Genomic DNA, 24,002 nt, shown 5'->3' with positions numbered 1-24,002 from the left:
ACATGTTATTATCATTTAGAGCTCGGCTCTAACACAAGTTCCTTAAGGTGATTCACAAATCATAAGGATAGAGATGAGCATGTTTCAACATCCACCGTTTCATATTTCGGATCATCCGATCATATTCGGTGACGACATACTTAAAGTCTTGACGTGTATTAACGAGAGATTTATCAGACTTCTTCTCTGTTTCGGGTATAATGGTCACTGTCTTGCGGTTAAACACTTCCTTAAACAAACAGAGTAAGTCATATTTTGATAACTTGTGCTGTCCTGTAAGATGTACTAGACCGGTGAGGTGCTGTTGCTGTAGTGACCATGTGATCATTCTGGCCAACTCTATCGTCGTTACACCACTCCAGTAAACATGACGATAGCCATAAATCTTGCCTTCTTGCTGTAAAAACCAATGTAGGAGCCCAATACCGTTTTTCTTTTGTTCTGGTCCTATAATAGAGGTTCTAATCGTTAAATGAGAGGGTGATTGAACCTCACCAAGACTTTTGGTCTTAGCGTAATTTGTCGTACCATCCTTATGATCTTCTTCTTTATAATCTCCATCAGCCCCGGAAAAAACGCAGTCTGTGCTGATATGAATAAGACGGAAACCATCTTGGTTCCCTTTTTGTTCTAACCAATGTGGTAGTAAGCTGTTAATAAAAATAGCGTCATACATCTGCTCATCTGCTGCCTGATTCAATATCCCAACTGCATTAATCACGACGTGAGGACGGATATGGTTTAACACCGATGCGAGTTGATTCAGATCGCGTACATCGACTCCTATTGTGTTTGCTTCATGGATCTTAGAATACTGATCCACCCTAAAAGTGGACCACACTTTTAGGGTGGGATCTTGTTGGAGATAGGCTGTAATGACGTGACCTGCCATCCCTTGGCCACCTAGGACGAGTATTCTCAATTGAGAAACCCTCCCTTCTTCAACATCTCTTCTATTTGATCATGTGTCATGAGCGTTTGACTAGAATCATAATATTCAAACGTGACTTTCTGCTTTTGTCTATAGTGGGCATACGGCTCCTGTGGTAGATACGATGGCAGTATGACAAAATATTGCTCATTATATTGGTAAGTTTGAGGTGTTTCATGGTGTGACACTAAAACCTCATGTAATTTTTCACCCGGACGTATGCCTATCTCCCTGATACCTATCTTACTTCGGGCCAGGCGTTTACGCATGACATGAGCCAAATCAATAATCCGACACGCCTTCATTTGCATAACAAACGTCTCTCCGCCGATGGCGACATCTGCTGCTTTTAAAAGTAATTCAATCGCTTCAGATATCGTTAAAAAGTAACGGGTCATGTCTTTAGATGTCAGCGTCAAATCTTGACCATCCAGTATTTGTTTCTTAAAGAAAGGCACTACACTTCCGTTCGTTCCTAATACGTTGCCACCACGGATGCACACGAATTTAGTATAATCACTTAGGAGATTGGCTCGGATCATTAATTTTTCCCCAAAAGCTTTGGTCATACCGTAAAAGTTAATAGGGTCGACGGCCTTATCGGTAGAGACATCGATGACCTTTTTAACCCTTTGTTGAATACTTGCTCTAATAAGATTTTCTGTACCGATGACGTTTGTCTTCAAGGCTTCTTCAGGCTGCATTTCGCAGATCGGAACATGCTTTAGAGCTGCGAGGTGAAACACGTAGTCCATTCCCTCACAGGCCTCCACTACAGATGAGAGGTCTCTCACATCTCCAATCATAAATGTGAGTGACGCATGGTTACCGAATTGGCGTTGCATGTTCACTTGTGACGCCTCATTACGTGAAAAAATACGAATTTCTTTCGGCTTTGTTTTTAATAGTTTTCGCGTTAATTCCTGTCCCCATGACCCCGTTCCACCTGTTACTAAAATGCGTTTATTATTAAACATAAGTTAAGCCTCCTAACACGTAATTCACTATCCTCGTCGACACGAGAGGATCGGTGTAGCCCTCTGGCTTCGACCATGTATGGACAGACCGATACATGTAAGACACGCACTCTGCAATTCTGTCTCCATCCACCCCTGAGAGAACATTACTCCCGCAAGTAATCGTTTCTGGTCTTTCCGTACTTCTTCTTATCGTCACGGCCGGTACATCATAGATACAGCTTTCTTCCTGCACCGTACCACTATCTGTAACCACACACCCGGCATGCTTTTGTAGCTTTATAAAGTCAAAGAATCCAAAAGGTTCAGCTAGGATCAAACGTGGCTCTCTTATCTCAATGTTATAGCGGTCTAAACAATCCTTAGTCCTTGGGTGTACACTACAGATGACTGGAACATCCAACTGTTGTGCAACCATCTCTAGCCCTCTATAGATCTGCTTTAAACGTTTTGGATGACTCACGTTTTCCGCTCGATGGGCCGTAACGAGTACGTATTGGCCTTTCTTCAATTGCCACTGATCGAGAATTTGACTTTGATCTATTTGAGGATTGTAATGTTCTAAAACTTCATATATAGGATTACCTGATACCCATATGCTGTTTGGGGCCATCCCCTCGCGGAGTAGGTTTTCTCGACTCAAATGCGTGTACGGAAGGTTAAATGTGGATACAGCATCGATGACCTTTCGATTCATTTCCTCTGGAACCTCAGGATCAAAACAACGGTTACCTGCTTCCATATGATAGACAGGGATGCCCATACGTTCGGCCAACATCGCACATAGGGCACTGTTCGTATCTCCTAATAATAGGACACGGTCAGGCTTTTCATTTCGTAGGATCTCCTCTACTTTGGGGAACATCGCGCCAATTTGCTCTCCGAAGGAATGAGAGCCTAGATGAACATGGTAATCTGGGGGTCTCACGTGCAATTGTTCAAAGAAAATGTCACTGAGCTTACGATCGTAATTTTGCCCTGTATGGACTAACACATGCTTGGTTGCCTGCTGATCTAGCTTTTTAATAATCAGACTTAAACGTATAATTTCAGGTCTCGTACCGAGAATCGTTAATACTTTCATCTACTCGAGCCCCTTTCTACGATATTCAGGCGTATACGTCTACCAAAACCTTACTTATAACGTATTCATCGTAGTTAGAAATGTACGGGCTCCCTCCTAACCCTATTGGAAATAAAGGCTGTTGTGGAAGTTAGTAAAGGGATACATCAGTTGGACAAAGGCCGAGGAATTCTACCATTCAGTTGAATAGAATACGAGTAAGGAGTGAGATCAATGCAATCACGCCAAATCCGCGTGTTAATCCTGTTGGATGAGTTGAATGTGGGTGGAACGGAAACACATGTTATCTCTATGGCAAGGCAATTAATTCAACGAGGAGTCCATGTTGTTATTGCGGGTCGATCGGGTCCTATGCTGCCTGAGTTTCAGAAGTTGGGCTGCCCTGTGTATACTCATTTCCCCAAGGGGGAGTCTATTAAGCAAGCGTTACGATCGATTGCCCAAAGGCACCAAATTAACGTGATTCATGCGCACCAGCTTCCTTCCGGTCGACAAGCCAAAAAGCTCAAGGAACAAACGGGTATCCCCATGGTGTTCACCGTTCACGGTTTATATTACAAAAAGCGCCTTCTAAGAACATTACTCTCCAGCAAAGGACGCCGGCCTATACAAGTCGTCAGCGTTAGCTATCCAGTATATGAGTGGCTGAAGCGACAAGGCATCCATAGTCGGATCATACAAAATGGCATTGATATACAACAATACTGTTACCAACAGCCTATGAAATTACGTCAGGAGCTCAATATACCTTATGACGTACCCTTACTCTTGTACAGCAGTCGCCTAGCATGGGATAAATTGAAGTTATGTCGGCAATTCTTAGCCTCAGCCAGCCAAGTGAAAAAGCGATACTTTCCACAACTTCGAATTGTATTGGTCGGTAGTGGTAAGTATGAAGGCCGGATTCAACAACTCATACAGGAGATTCATGAAAACCATCAACAAAGCTTCATTCATTTTCTAGGGGCTAGACACGATATGCCAGCACTATATTCAGCTAGCAACTGTGTTGTGGGTACGGGGCGTGTTGCCTTAGAGGCAATGGGATGTGAGAGGCCTGTCATCGCTCTAGGAACAAAAGGATTTTTCGGACTCGTACAACCGTCTAATTACAAGTTAGCGTGGAAGACCTACTTTTGTGATCACAAAGCTTATCTTCCTTTTAATCAAAACTTGCTCACCACACAAATAGCTTACGTGCTAGCTTCTACAGACAGGCAGAATCATTTGGGCCAATTAGGTCGAAATTATGTCGCCCAGCAATACCAAGTGGTCCATTCGGTACAACAAACCCTTCTACTCTACCAGTCCTTACTCTCACAACCTATGAGACGCCAAAGAAAAAAACGTCTGTAACCCTATTTTAGGGACAGACGTTTTTTTGTTCTTACCTTCGTATCCTTTAGCATTTAATATTTTCGTTTTGCTAGTCTTCTAGGTGACGTTGTAAGATTAAGGTATTGGTCTGTATGGCATACCCTTGACGGCCTTGGGCAAAAAAGCTAGAGGTTGACCGATACCTCACTTTCAACTCGTCGGGTGTGAGAGACGGATGCTGCTGTAGGATTTGAGCTGCCATACCAGACATAAGTCCAGTAGACATAGAGGTGCCAGATAATCTAATATATCTATTTCCTACTCTTAGATGTGGATATTGTCTAGCCAAGGTTGAATCTGAGGCGACGAGAGAAATGATATCTTGGCCTGGCACTTTGATGTCTGGTTTGATGAGGCCGTTAACGGTAGGACCCATACTGGAAAACGTTGCAGGCACATCATCAGCACGGTCAATCGTGTTACGATCGTCTATAGCACCAACGGTAAATATTAGAGGATGAAACCCTGGGGAATTGATGGTCCCCTGTGCTCCGTCATTTCCAGCAGCAGCCGTGACGAAAATCCCCGCTTGCCATGCTCTGGCTGCAGCAGTCGCTAATGGGTCTCGGTAGTAAGGGGCAAACGGCGTCACACCAAGCGAGAGATTCATAATACGGATATTATATTGTGCTTGATTATCTATGACCCAATTAATCCCCTCTATGACGGTTGATAGACTCCCGCTCCCATTTTGGTCCAACACTTTGACGCCGACCACATTCGCTTCAGGTGCAGCACCACGATAAAGTCCGTTTGTCGCACGCCCGTTGCCCGCTGCACAGCCTGCGACGTGTGTGCCGTGACCATGATCATCGTAAGGTGTTGTTCTATTATTAATAAAATCAGCGAAGCCTACAATGCGATTGGTAGGTTGAACGAGGTCAGGGTGAGGTTCCACCCCTGTATCAACCACAGCAATCGTGATGCCATTGCCAGTTAAACCAAATTGCTCTTCAACATATCTTGCATTAACTGCACTAGCCGCAACATTGATCAGGGCTTTCACCTGTAGATCGTATGATATACCTGTCACATCAGGGTGTTGCGACAGCTGTTGAATCGTTTGTTGACAACAGCGTGCTGAAATTTGCTTGAGGGAGGGGAGCACGCTTTTTTGCTTATCTAGGTTTTCTAATGCGCACAGTTCTGATAAGCCATTGACTTTACTCGTTTGTTTTAAGGTAATGATAACAGGGAGCGTTTCATCATTTATACCGTCCTTTATTTTCTGTACATGAGAGGAGGTATGGTGAGCCTGACTAACAGGTTTGTTCAGGAATTCTTGTACTTTGGGATCCAGATAGGAAGACAAGCCATTCTCTCCTTTCATACATTTTACACTGCAATATATGCTTTTTAAGGGGCATTGCTTGTACTCCTATCAGCTAGATACCAAAATCAAATGTGTGCCTGATATAAGCGCTGTAATCGTTGGGCAGATGTCTCCCAAGTGAAGTTATTCAGAACTCTTTTTCTGCCTTCTTGCCCTAATCGTCTACAGTTATCCTGGTGCTGTAATAGATACGTTATTGAATGTGCGAGATGTTGAGTGTGCTGAAACATAGGAACGGTGAACCCTGTCTTCCCATCGACAATAGCCTCGGGGATACCGCCAATTTGACTGGCCACAACGGGGACTTCACTGGCCATGGCCTCTAAATTAACGAGACCGAATGCTTCTGGTCCTATAGAAGGAACCACAACAACATCTGCTAACCTGTAGTATCTTGGCATATGGGCCATTGGTACGAACGGAATATGTCTAATAGATTGGAGGTATGGCCGGGCGAGACGTTGTAAATATGATATATACGGTGTACGGATACTTTGACCATACGTGTGACCACCTATGAGGAGTAGTTTTGCATCCGGACAGCTTTTTCTTATAGCACGAAAAGCAAGAAGAAGACGGTGTACCCCCTTGATTCGTTGGAATCTACCGGCATAGAGAATCACTTTACCTCGTAGACCAAGTGCCTTAGCATCAGCCTTTCGTTGGTGTTGTAAACCTGCGGCGTAACGTGACGGAAACATATCTGGGTTGACCCCTAAATGATTGACCAGCACTTTTGAGGCTACTTGAGGGTAACGTTGAACAACCTGGTCTTTTAGAAAATGACTATTAACCACCACACGATCCACACATCTCAGACCGGCCATACCTAGCTTACGTTCCTTACCTTTACGATTGTGAGGCAAGAATTTGACAGAATGAAGCCTAAGCCAAATTTGACGATTTGGTAAGTGATCCTTCATGATGGCAACATAGTGTGGACGATTTTCAATTTGAATGAGATCCGGTGTGTGACTTTGTTGGTTGATACGACTTATGATTTGAGATAAATACGTTTGATGTGGCGATGGCGGGACGTTAACATACTGTGCGCCATCCATATTCAGACGCTCGGGTACATCATGAAATTTCTTACCATAGACTGTGACGTCCATATGGGGGGTGAGATAAGGGATCGCATTCATGACAGAATGTTCAACGGAACTTGCTAACGAAGCAGGGATAGGAAACGTACCTGGCGTTATAATGACGACTGATCGTTTCATTGGCGTTCCTCCTTCCACTACTTTTAGGAAGCCTGTTACTGGCCAGGTCTTTGTAAAAACTTTTTCTTCATAATCATCACATTTCATTGATTGACATGCTGGCCTTCAGGATCTAGCACTCTTGATATGATATGTTCAAACACTTCATTCTCGTGTCAGACTTGTACCTTCACCCACCATAAAAAGACAGACCCACAAGATATTTGCGCTAATCTGCCAAAATCGCTAACCATTTTATAATCAAACATTGATTCAGACCATAGACTGATAGTGTAAGGCAATTTAAAAAAACACGGACAGGTGATGATATTATATGAATAAAGAGGATTTTGTTAAGTCCATCGCCGCTTATTGTCGTGAAGAAATGAAGCGCCATCATATATTGGCGAGTATAAAAATCGCACAAGCTTGCTTAGAGTCCGGGTGGGGACAAAGTCGTCTAGCCCAAGAAGCGAATAATGTATATGGATTAAAAGGGCAAGGCCCAGCAGGAAGTATGACAATAGAATCCAGGGAGTATAGTGAGGAAGGGTGGCGTACAGTCAAATCCGTTTTCAGAAAATATCCTTCCATAGAAGCATCGATCCGCGACCACACACAGTACTTGCGCAACCGTGAACGCTACCAAGCTGTCTTTCAAGCACAGGATTATACTGAGGCTACTCAATTATTACAAGAAGCAGGCTATGCAACCGATCCTGAGTACGCGCAAAAGCTTCAACGTTTGATCAAGGAAAACGGCTGGCATAACATTGACGAGGCTGTTCGCTCAGAACAACAAATGGCACAGCAAGAGAAACAACAAACCCAACAACAAAGCACCCAAAAAGGCCCCTCAAATCATGCCGCTCAGGACGATGTACACATTCAAAGCCAGCCCTCACTGGCGTATGTGCGCAACGCTAACTTAAACTTTCCGAATGCTCATACTCGTCGTGAGCGTACAGAAGGCATCGTCGTACACCATCCCGCTTGGCATGAAGCCAGTGTTGAAAGAATCCACCAATTACATCTGAACAACGGGTGGAACGGTATAGGCTACCACTTTTATATTCGTAAAAATGGGCAAGTATGGCAAGGACGGCCCCATTGGGCTATCGGTGCGCATGAAAGAAACTCTAACAGCCGTACGATTGGGGTTTGTTTTGAAGGTAATTTTCACCCTAGTCAGAGGCAAGGGGTTGATCGCCAGATGCCACAGGAACAAATGCAGGCTGGCATAAGACTCATACGGGACTTACAAGCATTGTATCCACAGGCTCAATGGATTCGTGGGCATGGGGGAATGTCCGGTGCGAGCACTTCCTGTCCAGGTGAATTCTTTCCACTAAGTCAACTGAAGACACGTATTGCCCAAAATGATCAGCCCAACCCGTCACCACAGCCGAGTCCATCAGAACCTACACCTTATGCGAAGGAAGCGTGGAACTGGGCCAAAGAGATCGGAATCACAGACGGGTCTAACCCAAGACAACCGGCCACTAGGGAACAGGTCGTGACGCTCATCTATCGTTATCATCAATGGCGTCAAAAAAATTGATCTCTATGAGCCTGCAAACAGATGACGAATGACACTGTAAGTTAATAGAGGAACGGTTTCAAGGGAATACGTCAGTTCAACGCGTTCATGTTTCTTATGTGCGTCAAAGCCGTATGGCCCAATATTACACACAGGTACATTGAGTGCACGTATATCTTCAACATTGAGACGAAAGGCCTCTCCCCATGTTGGGAGATTTTTTTCTAATGTCATAATGCTTTCTTCGTCATCACTTAAGGCGACATAGCTCATGTCTGAGATATAGGGAAAAAATTGTTTGATCTCGATGTTTTTGTTGTACATCGGCTGGACCTGTTCCACCGCATCCTCTATCGCTGTCATCAGACGATCCCCTTCAGGTGTATCACGTGAAATAGCAATACGCGGAATATACAAATTTGAATAGAATAATATCATGACAGGGTTTTTCGTGTGATCCCACTTCCAAATCTCTTCAACCATACGACAGGCGTACTGGCGAATATCTATGTCTGAGTTGTTCGCCAGTTCTTTGCACCTTCTGCCAATCTCTTCTTCAAATGCTGCTCCATGCGTCAATGTCATCCACTCGTAGTACTCCTCGAAGGTATAAACCCTTGGCTGTATTTGCATAGGTTCGTACGGATCTCCACTCAGCTTACAATACGTTTCATAACGATCTTGATACGCCTCTATGGCCCGCCGAAAGGCTTTATCGGCATGAACTTTTAACTTTTGTAGCACTTGCTTCGGGGACCACGAATGGACAAAGAAATTGTAGTACACGAAAGCGGTTAGTGGTGTTTGTACGTCATAAAATGGTTTCAAGTCCGTTTGTTTGAGAGTCACCGGTGGCAATGTCCATTCCCCAAACCATTCATCGCATAGTAAAGGATTATAGTCAATTTCCTTGGTCAGCTCTGAGATCATGAGATTGGGATCAAACCCTTCAAACACTTGTCCTACGTGTGTTTCCTTTCCAGCGACGAAAAAGGTCGGAAGTAGCTTTCCAACCGTACCGACGTATATATACCGGTTTTCATCTCCCTCGTAACGTGGGGATGTGTAATCGGAGTTCACCGCGGCAATGTAGGAAAAACCCTCTCTTTCCTTTAATCTCCTGATGTCTTTTAATGCTGAACGTATGCCATGTGAGCTGTCCTCCTCGTCACAGGTGATCACGAGCATGACATTTCCTTTTAATTCAGAGATATGTTCTGAGAAATACTTTAGGATATACAGATGACTCGCAACACCACTCTTCATATCTAAGCTTCCTCTACCAAACATCCACTCTTGTGAAGAGGCATGAGCTTGAACGTTTTGGGGCGTGCCCTTTTGCTGAAGGACCTTTTTAACCTTATCAGGATCTGTGGCCATTGACTGATGCTTGCCAAAGTCGTCCGTTCCGACCGTATCGAGATGCCCCATTAAAATGACAGTGTCATTATTCTCCATCACTTTTCCCCTAACATAGGCGACAACGTTGTATCTCCACTTTTTATCAAGATACGTTTCTGTTAATTCAACATGCGTAGGATTGTTTTGAAAGTAAGGAAGTTGTTTGAGAAAAGCGTAGATATTCTCAGCGATTTGACGCTCACCCTCTGTATTAACGACGCTTTCTTGCTGAATCAAATCCTTTAATAATTGTTCTAATTCGGCTCTATTAATCTGCATTTTCCTTCTCCTCTTCTGCTTCAAAATCTATTAATGATGTATAAAACTTTTAAAAATGGAGAGATTGATAGTGAGTCGTTCAGTTTTTTCTCAAAATTCTTTTAACTGAATGTTCACACTACATCCATTATATCCACTTGCAAAAGGAGGAGCAAACCATGAATGGAAAACGAGTGAAATGGTTGGTTGTCAGTTCGTTCATCGTATGTTTTATCATGAGTCAAACGGTTATGGACCAGCGTATGGCTTATGCGAATACGACAGATGAACAAATACATACCGTTCAATCTGGAGATACCCTATGGTCTATAGCCCAGGAGTATAAAGTTGAAATCAACGAATTAAAGCAGATAAACCAATTAGAAAACGATCTTATCCATGTTGGCCAAGAAATTAAAATACCGGTCTATGAGGTGACAGGTGACCGTTATATTGTCCAAAGAGGTGATAACCTTTGGAATTTAGCGGCCAAATTCGATGTATCCATTTATACCCTAATGGAAGCAAACCAACTAGACATGACACAAGTATTGCAAATTGGACAAATCATTAAGATACCAACGAAAGAACAGACAGATGGGGCAGACGATGAAGAGAAAGAACAGGATACACAGGAAGACCAGCAGTCTGAATCAAAGCGGGACTCAGAGCAAGAAGATACAGTGGGTCATAAGGAAGAAGATCGATACGCGGTCCCTCAATATACAATAGAGGAGAAGCGTCGAATGTACCCTAATTTTAAATCTGTTATTGAAGCAAGAGACGTTCAATTTAATTTAAATCTAGATCAAAACAAGTCAAAGGAAGACACGAAAAAGACGAGTAGAAAGACGAACGATAATCTTGATGCTGCTTCAGCGAGAGTGAATCACCAAGATACAACCCACGTTAGTAAGGAGACATTAGAGTGGTTATCAAAGATCATTGAAGCGGAAGCTGAAGGTGAACCGTACCTAGGTAAAGTAGCCGTCGGGGGCGTGATTATGAATCGAGTGGAACATGAATGGTTTCCAGACTCAATCAAAGACGTTATTTTCCAACGGACAAGTCATGTCTATCAATTCTCCCCAGTGGGAAATGGTCGAATTTATCGCGTCACCCCTTCTGAGGAGTCTATTAAAGCGGCCCATGCTGCTCTAAATGGTGAAGATCCGACAAACGGTGCCTTGTATTTCTTTAACCCTAGAATCAGCAATGACTCGTGGATTAGAACGAGGACGGAAGCGGTTACGATTGGACAACACCGCTTCGCATATTAGTTGTAAGGACTCCCATTCGGAGTCCTTTTAACTTTGTGCTTTTTTGCCATTACGGCTACATTACGAAACGCCTTTTCACACCATACAATGTTTAAAGTGCTTTTGCGGGAAAAGTGCCTTATTCTTGGGACATAAGATTAACAAGGTGCTCTTGCCATGTATCATCATCAAGGATAATTTGAAAAGAGATACGTCTATTCTGTCGAAGGCTCTCTGAATCCATTCCTTCTGCGACGGGTTGATATTCTGAGTAACCTGTTGCAGCAAAGTACTGAGCTAGCTCCTCACGGTTGAGATTTGGGTTAATGGACAATAGATACTTTACTACGGCAACGGCCCGCTCGGAAGACAGAGTCCAATTATCATATGGGACACTGTCTGTATGTCCTTCAATCAGGATGATATATAAGTATTCACTAATATCTTCCTGTGTCAGTATTTCCTCAAATGCGTGCGCAAGTGGCTGCAGTATTTCTCTCCCTCTCGCACTGATTTCGGCACTCCCCGTTTCAAACAGTATATCGCCCTCTATGGAGATCGTATTATTAGGCCCCCTTACAACCTGGTCCTCTCCTACTTTTTCTTCTAATTCGTGCTGTATAAGGTCCGATACATGTTTTTTGACAGAGGCCACCTTCGCCAATTCTTTACGTATCTCTCTCTGTTCATAAGCGTCAAAGATGCTTTGTATAAAAGCGATGAGTGCAACGAATAACATGACAAGCACAATGGTACTCATCATATCAGTAAATGAAGGCCAAAAAGAAGGCTGATCTGTGTGTGCGTGTCTAAAATTTTTTCTTCGCCTCATTCGCCATCACCCCTCTTTAGTATCGACGTTCACGAACGACAGGTCGCCCTACTTCCTCTTCATAACGAGCGGTTCGTGGTGACATTTGAGAACGTCCCCATTCGTATAACGTATATAGTACCTGATTGGCGTCCTGAGAGAATCGATAGATATTCTCAAATTCACGCTCAAGTAAGAGATTGATGGATTCTAATGCTCTTAAAACCTCCCTTAATTCTTGATCCTGCGTATTATGTCCCATTTGTCGACCGAAATATTTATCTAGTAATTGCCCCCATTGACTACTGACATCTCTTTTAAAACGCTCAAGTCCGTCCTGCCATTGTCTCTCAAGGTGTGTAACAGCCTGCCCAAAAGATTCAGCAGCGCGTGAAAATTGATCATTTTTCTCCTGATAACGATAGAACCACTCGTCTTGTGTCTGACTGAGTTCACGCTGTTGTGTCGCCAACTTCTCTGCGAATTGGTGTTGCATATGCTCCTGTTGTTGTCGGAAAGCTTGAAACATCTCTTCACTCTGACGGAAGGACTGCTGGATGAGTTGTTCCGAGCGATCAATCATCTTTTGGAAAGCGAGTTGACCATCAGCACTTTTGGTTGTCCATTGCTTAATCTCTTGATTAAGTTGCTGAATCTGTTTCGCTAACTGCTCCGTACGCCCGGCAACTTGACTCTCATTATGTTGAAATTGGCCGATGGTGTCTTTGAGTACCTGCCCAAATTCGGTAAGCGCCCCTGTTCCTTGGTGAAATTCGTTAGTAAACTGTTTCGAGTCTGTGATTAGCGTTTGTAGTTCTGTGACATTATCGTCTAATTTCTGTGTCAATGTGAGCATCTCATCACCAAAGGCAGCGACACTCTGTGCGAAGCTTTCCTGAACTTTTTGGGCCAAACGATCCAGTATTTTTTCTAATGAATCCTTTGGTTTGGACTGTTGAACATAATGTTGTACTTCATGATCAAGGAAACTTTCACAGCGTATAAAAAAAGTGTCCTTCTCCTGTATAAAGCTAGGCCCTATCCCTAAGCGAGAAAGGAAACCTGATTGTAAAACGTGGAGGACAAAAGCGGTCCCGATCCCAGCTATACTCGTGACGAATGCCATACTCATACCTCTAAAAGGTTCAGCGATGGCGGCGACAATGGTGGCGACACTGATCATCTCTTCCCCTGTATCTGTCCCGATCTGCAGTAATGTATTTTGCATTGCGAATAAAGCCATCGTTAAGCCTGAGAATGTACCGAGTAAGCCTAGTATCATGACCCATGATGGTACTTGGAGAACAATGCGTTCTAGCACTCCGACGGGTAAACGACAGACACCTAGAAACAGGATGGGTTGGTTGAGTACGTTTTTTTCAACGAGCGCTTGGCTATTCATCCACTCAATGCCCTTACTGCGGTAGGTTGTATACTCATTTACTATCGCTTGTATGATACCCATATGACCAGGTACCTGTTGGGTTTCTAAAGACTGAGATGATTCAAAGTGACCCAACTCCTTAAGACGTTTGCGGTAAAACACGTAAAGCTGTATATTACCGATAACCGCTATAACGCCGATCACACCTATGAGACCTAGTAGCCATATCAGTCCTTGGCTCAGCTCCATTTTTTATCCCCCTTCTAGATGAGTTGAACGCACTCTCCACTACATTAGAAAAAAGGAAAAGCACATCTATGTTCAAATATATGCTTGGACTGTCTAAACATGAAAAAAAAGACAATCTCACTAGAGATCGTCTTATAAAAGTAAGAGCACTAAGCTAAGCACATGATTATCCTGTTTTTTCTTCCCACTCGATTTTCTCCTGCCATTCAGGGTCTATCTCATTTAGGGCACTTTCGACCATCTCTAGGGACTCACTGTATTGATAGGTTCGAAAACGCGCTTCGGCCTCTTCTAATATCTCTACAACTTGTGGATATTGTCTGCGGTATCGGTTAGCGTATTGAATAAGTTGTTCTGATTGCATGGCTTGTTTGATCACCGTTTGAGTCACCTGAGTGACGGAGGCGACCTGATTGCTCGCCTCCTGTAAAAGATGATTAATCTTGCCCATATCTAATGGTGTTTGTTCAAACTGTGCCTGCAATTCTTCTACTACTTCCTCTGCCATCGTTAGACCCGTGTTCACATGTTCTGGTATGCCCGGTATATTGCTCTTTCTTAAAGCTGAAACCAGTCTGATCAAGGTCTGTTTTAACTCTGCACTTTGGCCTCTAGCGTTCATTTCCTCTTCTCTCACCGTTTCTATGATGTCACGTAATGCCATAAAGTGTTGGTCAAAAGCTTCCTCTAGTTCACGAAACGACTCTATTTTGGGTTTCAATTGTAGATAATGCTTTTCGGGTGCCTCTGTCTCTATTATGTCTGTATAATGATTGACCATGTTTTCCCATATTTGATCAAGCTTCGTTTCTTGCTCCTGCCACTCTTTATCCCAAGCATAAGAATCTTTCGTTTTGTGTATATCTTTATCTAGACTTTGATACGCCGCATATTTTTTCTCCATGTCATCAGATAACGTTTGACATTTACTCATTATCGTTTGGCGTAAATGCACGTCTTCCTCTAGTTGTTCATAGATCTGTTCAATACATTCCTCTTGAGTGACGATCCAGTCCCGCATCTCATTCAATTGACCCTTTTCCATGTAAGAGATGACTTCCGTTTTACTCTTTTTCAGATGAGAAAGCATCTCCTGTACTTCTGTTGATATGTGGTACCCTTTCTCCACCATATCCTGTATATTTAACTCTAGCTCCTTTAATGTCTGTGGAAGGACCTCTTCGATTTGTTGGATATAGGCGGGGGTTCTTTCCACAGCATCAAGCAATTCTGCGAATATCTCTTCTATCGCTTGCGCATACTCATTGGCTGTCAGGACGTCACCATTATCCTGAGCGGATTGAAACTGTAGAAACCAGTCATGTGCCTTTTTAAATTTTTCATCCCAGTACGGTAAGGATATCCCCATACGAACACTATTTTGAGTTAAGCCCATCTTTATTTTTTGATACTGTTCATGGAGCTTTGTTATCTTTTCTCGGTTCTGCTGTTCACTCGTGGTCAGCGCTTGGACTTCATCCATGATCCGCGTAAAAGTTTCTTCAATATCCTGTAATTTGTGCCGTGCCTCATTCACCTTATGTTTCGCTCGGATAAAATGATAGCTGTAAGCATCGTCTTCAATATCAATAAGAATTTCCTCGATATCAGGCAATGTGTTCATCATCAGTTGGTCCCATTCTTCTTTCCATTGATCAAACCTGGATTCTGTTTCACCTGATAGTTTTAACCCTTTAATCTTAGACAGTTCTTCGGAAAATGGACGATTCTCTAAGGTCATCTTCCACCTTTCTAAATCATCAACAAGATGAATCAACCGCCGACGATAAACATAACTCACGATAAAGAACACAAAGAGCGCCCCTATAAGGGTTATAAGTACCCACATCCACCAAGGTAGAGAAGCGTCGTTCGTCTCTTCCGTGGGTGTATTGTCATCTGTGACTGCCACCCTTGCTTCCTGCTCTCGAGCGTTTCTAAGATCCTCTAGCTCCTTTTCTATTGATTGGATAAACATACTCACACCACTTAGTGGCTCACCATCTCGTACGCTCGGAAGGTAGTGGTCTTCCATTTTTTGATTCATGATGTCGTCTGTAAGACCCTTCGCCTCCACAGCAGGCCCAAGTGCATAGGTGAGTTGATACTGCTTATCCACTTCTATAACGAATAAAACACTCTCGTCATCCAAGTCATAGAAATCAAACAATTGCTGAGCGTATGTATGTCCTTCCTCTTCCTGTTCGCCAATAAAGACGATTTGGTAAGTACGTGGTAAGTTTTCTAGCCTCTGTTCATGCAGCCTTTTCGACGAGTCCTGCAAATGCTGGTGAGGGTCTATAATATGTCCATCTTCGTGTGGTGGATATTCAGGGGAGGCTTGAGCGTATCCAAAGCTTGCGACACAAAAACAAACGACTAAAAGTAACGAAAGTATGGGCTTCTTTACGTTCTTCATAGAATGAAAGTCCTTTCCACTGAGAGTTAAAATGATCATTTATCATTAATATCCTCATTTTCTCTTTATTGTTTATGACCTTTTTCTTTTTTAGTGATAATCCTTTTCAACCACGTCTCAAGCTTGTATAATTTTTTGATTAGTTAAGTAAATGATAAAATATTTCTAGCAAAATGAAAAGGAGACAGTTGATATGTTAAAGTGGGATGCACACACACATAGCCCCTTCTGTCCACACGGCAGTCAGGCAGCGCTAGAGTCATACATTGAACAAGCCATTCGTAAAGGATTTGAACGCTATAGTATAACGGAACACGCCCCTTTACCCCAAGGTTTTACCGACCCAGTGCCACAACAGGACAGCGCGATGAGAATGTGTGATTTAGAGCCTTACTTATATGAATGTGAACGGTTGAAAAAAAAATATCAGTCAGAGATTGAAATCTTAACGGGATTAGAGATCGATTATATCACAGGCTATGAGGCTCAAACGCAAGCGTTACTTGAGCATGTTGGCCCTCAATTGGATGATGCGATCCTGTCCGTACACTTCCTACCCGTTGGACAACACTGGACTTGCCTAGATTATAGTGCCGATCAATTCTCGACGGACTTGATCCCTTTTTACGGTACGGTTGACGACGTCTACTTGCAATATTACAACACCTTAGAAAAAGCCGTTCTTGCAGATCTCGGAACATATAAACCGAAGAGAATTGGACATATAACGTTGATTGAAAAGTTCAAGCAAATATTCAGACCAAAAAATAAGGATAAATGGTGGGGACAACTGATGTATGTCTTAGACCTTGTGAGGAAATATGGATATACCCTTGATTTCAATACAGCAGGACTAAGGAAAGAACATTGTCGCGACATTTATCCCAGTGAGGATGTTCTACAAGAAGCCCTTAAGCTTGACATCCCTTTTATTTACGGTTCTGACGCACACGACCCTAAGGATGTAGGGTCTGAGTTTGCACGGTTTGAGAGGCTAGATAAAACGTAATCCAGCCCGAAAGTTGATCGTAGTAGCGCTTTTTAAACGTCATGCTAAGTGGTTCCATATGATACACTTCCCGTATCACCTGTGGCTGCAAAAAAGGCATGTACAGGATATTTAATATTTGAAGGACCACCATTTCTATATCGATTGCGCTGATTTGTTCCTTTTCCAATGCTTCCTCCATGACAGAGAGATAATAATACTTCTCTTTTGAGATGTAGGTGCTCATCACTTCACGTATGAGCATCGAATCTAAAGTAAGTTCTCTGTATATGAACCGTGTCATTTTGTACGATTCAAACAAATAATTAAAGGCAACGTTCACCAGTGATAACAGCTTGTGGTGGACGTCTTGCTGCTCCGATAACATTTTCCTCTGAGATTCGAGAACCTCAAAGTATGATTCATAGAAATTGACCATCAATGCTTCTAGCAATCCCTTTTTACTCCCAAAATAATAAGATACGAGAGCGGGGTTGACTGAAGCTTTCTTAGCAATTTGTCGTACGGTTGTTGATTTAAACCCCTCAAAGTAAAACAGATCGGTTGCTGCTTCGATAATTTTGTCTTTGGCTTTTTGAGTTGATCTTCTCTGTTCTCCCGTCTTCCTGATTGAAGTTTTGACCACCATAAAAAGACCCTCCCGTACGAAAACATGTTGATTGTAAACTTTTTCGTGACGAGCAGGGTATTTTCCTTTTGAAAATATAAATATTTCACTTTAGTATGCTTTGATGAGCCAAACAAAACGGTTTAAACGATCGAATGTAACGCTGAACCCGTTACGCTCAAATTCGGTACGTAAGTCATCAATCGTTTCATAATACTCCGTTTGTAAATCTTTGAGAAGGTTCGGTTTATCCTGGGCCTTGACCCTTGTTAGTATGTCTTGTTTTGTATTTTCATTTTGATATACCGTATCAGCAAAAACAATCACACCACCTGGTTTAAGAAAAGCCTTCATTTTACTCAGGGAGGTTTCTTTCTCCTTTAAGGTAAGATGATGAAAGGCGTAGGTGCTCACAATGGCGTCTACTTTTTCGTTCTTTTGTAAGGGAATATCTAAGAAACTCCCCTCCCTTAGATCTATTGGAATCCCCTTCTCTGTTACTTTGCGTCGCATTTCGGCTGACGGTTCTACCCCTATTAACTCATAGCCTTGCTCTCGTATCTTCTCCGATAAGTTACCTGTTCCCACACCAAATTCTAAAACTCTTGAGCCTCCTGCTGGTATTTCTGCTACGACACGGCTCAGAATATCCTCATATCCTTCAAAGACTTCCTGATACTCTCCCGTTGTATCGTGGACGGTCTGATCATAAACGGGTGCCCACTGGTCAAACAGCTCATTAAAGTCGTTTTTCATGACCATCCTCCTTCAATCCATAGTAAATTGATATGATTTTATGTATTTATATGATACACAATATGGGATGCGTTTGTCATTATTATGGGCAAAAAAAAGCAGACGTTTGTGTCTGCTTTGGGAAAAATATTTAAATGACATGAGAAGAATAATAGCTTTAAGAAACAGCCGGGGGTTGCCTCACACAGTGTGCTTCATTTAACAAATGATCAGGTACATCAATCTCCATGCGAAGCAGGTTAGAACCAAAGGATTTACCTAAGTTATCCGTTCTGAGAGAGGATGGCGCCCCGCCCCCCAGTGCATCTTCGAGGACAAACTTTAGCCCGTAGATATTATCCACTTCATAGCGTTCCACTCTGCCTCCAACGATATCCTTGAAGTGAGCTTTGACCCTTTCTGACGTCACTTCTTGTTTGAATACTTCATACATTTCCGGTGTTCTGGCAAATAATCCTAAGTCACAAGTGTTACCCTTGTCTCCTGAACGTGCTTGTGCAACGTAACGTAATTGTACTTTGGCCACAGTTAAACCTCCTTCACGTCTGTTGTGACTCTATCTTCTATTTCTTCCCTCGGTATTAACACAGACCATAAGCCCAATAGTTGTCTTACTGAAAACATATTGGCGAGCCCTCCCACAAACGGGGGTCCGTTCAAGGCTAATGGCGGGAAGAGCCTGCCGAATTGAGACGCTTCTTCCTTTGTCTCCGTATGAACGGCTACTCGCAAATATATTTCATTGAGGTTATCCTCATCTACGGGTGTAGCCAATGGCCCGTGGATGGAGTTATATCCAATAAATTCGGTGTGGATGTCTTTCACGTTCATGTCATATAGAGATATTTGCTTGCGTACAATCTCGTCCGCCTTTCTCGCTTTTTGTAAAGCGTCCGGCCAGGAGTAACCGATTAATCCCTGCCCCATATATCCGTTTGAATACCCCATGATCGCTTTCAGTGTGTCAGGCTTCGGTTTTCCCTTAACCCCTGATATCTTCACCTTATTCTCTTCCACTTGTTCAAAGGCGGTCCCGCTAAAATCGGCTATCACGTCGGGGGTGATATAATGTGTAGGGTCGTGGATTTCATATAAAAACTGCTCCTTTAACGTGTCCACCGACACTCTTCCCCCTGTGTTCTCAGGCTTAGTCATATAAGATGTCCCATCCTCGTATACTTCGGCGATAGGATAACCGATGTTCTCCATATCAGGGATGTTCCACCAATCCCCACTGAAGTTACCGCCAGTAGCCTGACCTGAGCATTCCATTAAATGGCCAAGTAAGATCCCCTGACCTAGCAAATCCCAATCGTCTTTCTTCCATCCTAATTCGTAAATCAATGGGGCTAAGAATTGTGCTGTATCTGTGGTTCTCCCTGTGATTACAATATCTGCTCCTTCTTCTAAGCATTTGACAATGGGCCAAACACCGAGGTAAGCGCTGGCGAATAGAATCTCTTCCTTCGCCTTGGTAAATGGTTCACCCGTATCATAATCCTCTAATGATATGCCTTTGTTTTGCAGTTCTTCTAAGATAGGATAAATGTTGTCACCGCTGGCAATCCCCACCTTAATACCTGAGATCCCCATGTCTTCTGCTATGCGCATAACCTCATCTCTCGCACCTTCTGGGTTAATTCCCCCTGCGTTGGTGATCAGTTTAATGCCTTTTTCCTTCACATAAGGCAGTAACGTCTTAGCCGTGACTTTAATGTCCTTTGTATACCCTCTTGAGGGGTCCTTCAATTTGTCTTTTTGTAAAATGGCCATGGTCAATTCAGCTAAACAATCAAAGCATATGTACTGAACATCCCCATATTTGGCCATATTTAAAGCTCCGTGTATTGTATCACCGTAAAACCCTTGGCCAGCGCCAATTCTTACCTTATTCATCTTATCCCTCCTGTCATCATTCTCCTCTAATTGTAAGCGCTTTCTAATTAAGTCAAACATTAATGACTGAACGCTCGCTCATAATGTCATTATATCAAATTTTCTGATTAATTTCAGGAAAATTTTTCACTTTGTGCTGCAACCTTTTTTCTTTTTAGGATGTCTACCATAATGTAAACAGTCTTATTGCGTTATAACTTTATAAAATTTTAGTAGAATACTAGGAGGTTTTTAGTTTATGAAATGGTATGTGAAGCCTGTTGTTGCCATGACATTAAGTACGACGCTTGTAACGCTCCCTGCTATGCCAACATTTGCACAGTCATTTGACGAAAAACAGAAGCAAATGTACCTTAACATTCAGAGCGAAATAGATGAGCAACCTGATGAAGGCGCTTTAGAAAGAGAGCAGGCTGTTATCAAAGCACAGGAGCTTATCTCAATCCCGAGTGGGTACGAAGTCCAAAATACGAGATATCAATCAGCTAACCAATGGAACACCGTCGCTACTTGGCACGTGACCTTCACAAAACAAGAGGATGAAAACATGGTCGGAGAAATCAGAGTCTCCCTCAACGCCTTATCAGGTGAATTAGTGAACTTTCATCACTACGATAGAGAGTTAGAGACCCCTTCCTATCCACCTACTGTGTCTAAAGGGGAAGCAGAAGCCATTTCTAATGCATTTATAGAGGACGTTCTCCCCACTAAAAGCAGTCTTGTGACCTACGATCCATTCGGGCTTGAGGAGGACCTCCCGATCATTGATTCCTCTGACACTTATCGCTTTCAATATGTACGTATGCACGATGGTGTCCCTTTTCCTCAACACTATATTACCGTTGAAGTGACAACGGATGGTCATGTTGTCAGCTTATACAGTGAATGGGATGAAAAAGTTCAATTCCCCGAGCATGAAGCGGAAATTGTAGAAGAAAACGTCATCGATACTTATCAGTCGCTTGGTTCTAACCAGCTGGAATTATACTATATAGAACCGGAACGGAGTGAAGATGACACCGTTTACCTTAGCTATCGGTGGAACACAGGTCACCCTAGTAGTATTTCTTACGTTGACGCTCGTTCTGGAGAGCCATTAAATCAAAGCTTGGATGTGATTGATAATACGGAACCCACCTATGTCCCGATTTCGGAGGAACCTTTAGAAGCTCACTTTAGTGGGGGTGCAGAGCTAACGGAGGAAGAAGCACTTCAACACGTTCTTGAAGTCACACCTATCGATGAGTCGGCGGTGAAAGTGTCTTCTAGCAGCTATTCTTCTAACGATTATAACGGGCGAAGTGTATGGAATTTTCAGTTCGAGCCACAAAACCAAGAAGAAGGTCAACATTACTGGGGATACGTGTCCGTAGATACACATACAGGAAAAATCTATGACTTTTTAAATGAAAGTAGCCGTGACATTGAAACGGACCAAGATGAGGCTCAGCAATCGCTATCCGATGAAGAGCTGATTAATAAAGTGATCAGTACGACTGCAAAGTTATCGCCGGAAACAGCCCACAGTACGTTTTATATTGATGGCAGCCTTCAACGAAATGATCAAGGGCCACTTGCTCATGTGAGATTGATCGCAAAAGAAAATGATGTCCTCATCGGAAATCACCCTACATCAGTGACGATCAATCAGTACACCGGTGACATCGTTAACTTTAGTGCACCAAGAATGCCTGCTCAATCACTTCCTAAACCCGATCAAGTCATTGAGCAGGAAGAAGCGTTGAATGAAATCCTTGAACAATCCAACATCACATTGCAATATCAAGCTGACCGAGACTACACCAAGGATGTACATGAAGCTAAGCTCGTCTATGAGCTACGTCTGCCGAACCATACAGAACCCCTTTTCTTAAATGCAGAAACGGGAGAGTGGCATACGTTATACTCAGGTGAAGCGGTCAACTTAAACCGTATCACACCAACGGATATAGATAATCACTGGGCAGAGGACGCACTTATGATGATGTACGATTACCGTGCCATCGACACAGATGAAAACGGGCACGTCCGACCGAATGAAAAAATTAAACGTGGCGAAATGATCAAGATGCTTATCCTTGCTATGAACCGAGGGACATTTAGAGGGCATTATGGTCTGAACCATGACGCTAGCTTTGAAGACGTCGCCGCATCATCACGATACTTCCAATACGTTGAGGCTGCTGTTGATCTTAATATCTTAGATCCAGAAGACCGTCAATTTAACCCTGAAGATGTCCTCACGAGAGAAGATATGGCTGTCCTTGTGGTTCGTGCTTTAGGCTATGATAAGCTTGCTCAGCAGAAAGACCTTTTTAACTTAGACGCTCATGACCATGAAGCTATAGAGCATTCCGGTCATGCGGCCATCGTCTCTCATCTGGATATCCTCACCCTACAAAATGGTCAATTCTCACCGAAGAGAGAGATGACACGCGCTGAGGCTGCGACGGTTTTCCAACGTTTCTTAGAAAAACGTCATGAGTTTGCTTCATAAAAAATAAGCCCAGCTTTTGGTCAGTTAATGAACACCTGCAATGACTTGACTTTGCCCCCAGAAAAGAGATAAAATGTTCTTTGTGATATAGGAAAAGATAGCTAGGGTGAGCACCATATGACCCTCACTATTTTGTTCCTTTGAACGCGGCTGTTATATTCAAAGGTGCACTAGTAACTCTCGCTATCAGGGCGAACGTGCTAAACAAAACAAAATAGCATATGTGTGAGATTACCACTTGTTATCCTTTCTTATGAATATTTCTTCATAATTTGAAAGGAGAGTTCTTAAATGGCTCGATACACAGGTCCAACTTGGAAAATAAGTCGTCGTTTAGGTATTTCCCTAAGCGGTACTGGTAAAGAATTAGCGAAGCGTCCTTACGCTCCAGGACAACACGGTCCAACACAACGTAAAAAACTTAGCGAATATGGGATTCAGCTTCAGGAGAAACAGAAGCTACGTCATATGTACGGTTTGAACGAACGTCAATTCCGTCGTCTATTCGATGACGCTGGTAAAATGCCTGGCGTTATTGGTGAGAACTTCATGATCCTTCTTGAATCTCGCCTAGACAACCTTGTTTATCGTTTAGGATTTGGCCGTACGCGTCGTGCTGCTCGTCAGCTTGTGAACCACGGTCACATCACTGTTAACGGTAAAAAAGTAGACATCCCTTCCTACCGTGTCAAAGTCGGAGATGTTATTGGACTTCGTGAAAAGTCTAGAAACTTAGACGTGGTTAAGGATGCACTAGAAAGCCGTAACCATTTACCAGAATATCTTTCTCTAGACGAGAATAGCCTTGAAGGTACTTACACTCGCCTACCAGAGCGCAGTGAACTACCTGCTGAGATTACAGAATCTCTTATCGTTGAGTTCTACTCTCGTTAATCAATTACCACGAATAAATTGGACGTCAAAAAGGTCGGAGAAATCTCCGACCTTTTTTGTTATCCATTAGCCAATGTCATTTTGAAAAGGCTATTTACTTAAAGATTGTTAATTT

General features: G+C 42.9%; 19 protein-coding genes. 6 read left to right on the top strand and 13 right to left on the bottom strand.

The annotated features are described in order from the left end of the window. Positions 1-52: 52 nt before the first annotated feature. The 3 genes from JKM87_RS05005 to wecB are packed head-to-tail and all read right to left on the bottom strand — an operon-like array spanning position 53 to position 2,992. Positions 53-922, bottom strand: coding sequence for a dTDP-4-dehydrorhamnose reductase family protein (locus JKM87_RS05005; RefSeq protein WP_202078581.1), 870 nt, complete (start codon positions 920-922; stop codon positions 53-55). Beyond that, positions 919-1,908 carry a polysaccharide biosynthesis protein gene (locus tag JKM87_RS05000; RefSeq protein ID WP_202078579.1) on the bottom strand — a complete coding sequence of 330 codons (990 nt, stop codon included), beginning with the start codon at positions 1,906-1,908 and terminating at the stop codon, positions 919-921. The genes JKM87_RS05005 and JKM87_RS05000 overlap by 4 nt, the downstream gene beginning before the upstream one ends. Beyond that, complete coding sequence (gene wecB, locus JKM87_RS04995; protein ID WP_202078577.1) at positions 1,901-2,992, bottom strand: non-hydrolyzing UDP-N-acetylglucosamine 2-epimerase; 1,092 nt, start codon at positions 2,990-2,992, stop codon at positions 1,901-1,903. The genes JKM87_RS05000 and wecB overlap by 8 nt, the downstream gene beginning before the upstream one ends. A gap of 213 nt (positions 2,993-3,205) precedes the next feature. Between wecB and JKM87_RS04990 the strand changes: the two genes are divergently transcribed. Continuing rightward, entirely contained in the window at positions 3,206-4,348 is a 1,143-nt protein-coding gene (locus JKM87_RS04990) for a glycosyltransferase (RefSeq protein ID WP_202078575.1), read from the top strand. 70 nt (positions 4,349-4,418) lie between these two features. On the opposite strand, the gene JKM87_RS04985 is transcribed toward JKM87_RS04990, so the two are convergent. Next, positions 4,419-5,699 carry a S8 family peptidase gene (locus JKM87_RS04985; protein ID WP_202078573.1) on the bottom strand — a complete coding sequence of 427 codons (1,281 nt, stop codon included), beginning with the start codon at positions 5,697-5,699 and terminating at the stop codon, positions 4,419-4,421. Between the two features lie 68 nt (positions 5,700-5,767). Further along, positions 5,768-6,928, bottom strand: coding sequence for a glycosyltransferase family 4 protein (locus JKM87_RS04980; protein WP_202078571.1), 1,161 nt, complete (start codon positions 6,926-6,928; stop codon positions 5,768-5,770). A gap of 313 nt (positions 6,929-7,241) precedes the next feature. On the opposite strand from JKM87_RS04980, the gene JKM87_RS04975 reads away from it, so the two are divergent. Next, on the top strand, positions 7,242-8,468 hold the full coding sequence (locus JKM87_RS04975; protein WP_202078569.1) for a glucosaminidase domain-containing protein: 1,227 nt from the start codon (positions 7,242-7,244) through the stop codon (positions 8,466-8,468). Positions 8,469-8,471: 3 nt separating this feature from the next. On the opposite strand, the gene JKM87_RS04970 is transcribed toward JKM87_RS04975, so the two are convergent. Continuing rightward, positions 8,472-10,127 carry a M20/M25/M40 family metallo-hydrolase gene (locus JKM87_RS04970; RefSeq protein WP_202078567.1) on the bottom strand — a complete coding sequence of 552 codons (1,656 nt, stop codon included), beginning with the start codon at positions 10,125-10,127 and terminating at the stop codon, positions 8,472-8,474. A 158-nt stretch (positions 10,128-10,285) separates the two neighbouring features. Here JKM87_RS04970 and JKM87_RS04965 point away from each other — a divergent pair, with 158 nt between their 5' ends. Then, complete coding sequence (locus JKM87_RS04965; RefSeq protein ID WP_202078566.1) at positions 10,286-11,386, top strand: cell wall hydrolase; 1,101 nt, start codon at positions 10,286-10,288, stop codon at positions 11,384-11,386. 118 nt (positions 11,387-11,504) lie between these two features. On the opposite strand, the gene JKM87_RS04960 is transcribed toward JKM87_RS04965, so the two are convergent. The 3 genes from JKM87_RS04960 to JKM87_RS04950 all read right to left on the bottom strand — a co-directional run bounded on the left by JKM87_RS04960 (position 11,505) and on the right by JKM87_RS04950 (position 16,228). Next, a complete protein-coding gene (locus tag JKM87_RS04960; protein WP_202078564.1) occupies positions 11,505-12,197 on the bottom strand; it encodes an OmpA/MotB family protein in 693 nt (230 codons plus the stop codon). A 16-nt stretch (positions 12,198-12,213) separates the two neighbouring features. Continuing rightward, a complete protein-coding gene (locus tag JKM87_RS04955) occupies positions 12,214-13,809 on the bottom strand; it encodes a hypothetical protein (protein ID WP_202078562.1) in 1,596 nt (531 codons plus the stop codon). A gap of 166 nt (positions 13,810-13,975) precedes the next feature. Then, on the bottom strand, positions 13,976-16,228 hold the full coding sequence (locus JKM87_RS04950; RefSeq protein ID WP_202078559.1) for a septation ring formation regulator EzrA: 2,253 nt from the start codon (positions 16,226-16,228) through the stop codon (positions 13,976-13,978). A 193-nt stretch (positions 16,229-16,421) separates the two neighbouring features. Between JKM87_RS04950 and hisJ the strand changes: the two genes are divergently transcribed. After that, on the top strand, positions 16,422-17,237 hold the full coding sequence (hisJ, locus tag JKM87_RS04945) for a histidinol-phosphatase HisJ (protein ID WP_202078557.1): 816 nt from the start codon (positions 16,422-16,424) through the stop codon (positions 17,235-17,237). On the opposite strand, the gene refZ is transcribed toward hisJ, so the two are convergent. The 4 genes from refZ to JKM87_RS04925 form a co-directional block, all read right to left on the bottom strand. After that, positions 17,185-17,865, bottom strand: coding sequence for a forespore capture DNA-binding protein RefZ (refZ, locus tag JKM87_RS04940; RefSeq protein ID WP_202078555.1), 681 nt, complete (start codon positions 17,863-17,865; stop codon positions 17,185-17,187). The genes hisJ and refZ overlap by 53 nt on opposite strands. Before the next feature lie 90 nt (positions 17,866-17,955). Continuing rightward, positions 17,956-18,600, bottom strand: a complete 645-nt coding sequence (locus tag JKM87_RS04935; RefSeq protein ID WP_202078553.1) for a class I SAM-dependent DNA methyltransferase — start codon at positions 18,598-18,600, stop codon at positions 17,956-17,958. Between the two features lie 157 nt (positions 18,601-18,757). Continuing rightward, positions 18,758-19,126, bottom strand: coding sequence for an AtuA-related protein (locus JKM87_RS04930; RefSeq protein ID WP_202078551.1), 369 nt, complete (start codon positions 19,124-19,126; stop codon positions 18,758-18,760). Positions 19,127-19,128: 2 nt separating this feature from the next. Next, positions 19,129-20,496, bottom strand: a complete 1,368-nt coding sequence (locus JKM87_RS04925; protein ID WP_202078549.1) for an acyclic terpene utilization AtuA family protein — start codon at positions 20,494-20,496, stop codon at positions 19,129-19,131. A gap of 238 nt (positions 20,497-20,734) precedes the next feature. On the opposite strand from JKM87_RS04925, the gene JKM87_RS04920 reads away from it, so the two are divergent. Together JKM87_RS04920 and rpsD are read left to right on the top strand one after the other, a co-directional pair. Then, positions 20,735-22,993: a YcdB/YcdC domain-containing protein gene (locus JKM87_RS04920; RefSeq protein WP_202078546.1), complete on the top strand. Its 2,259-nt coding sequence runs from the start codon at positions 20,735-20,737 to the stop codon at positions 22,991-22,993. A gap of 291 nt (positions 22,994-23,284) precedes the next feature. After that, entirely contained in the window at positions 23,285-23,887 is a 603-nt protein-coding gene (gene rpsD, locus JKM87_RS04915; protein ID WP_202078544.1) for a 30S ribosomal protein S4, read from the top strand. Positions 23,888-24,002: the final 115 nt, after the last annotated feature.

The organism is Caldalkalibacillus salinus, assembly GCF_016745835.1.
In the GTDB taxonomy this organism is placed as follows: domain Bacteria; phylum Bacillota; class Bacilli; order Caldalkalibacillales; family JCM-10596; genus Caldalkalibacillus_A; species Caldalkalibacillus_A salinus.
Note: the sequence above shows the minus strand (reverse complement) of the source record. Positions and strands in the feature narration are given on the sequence as shown.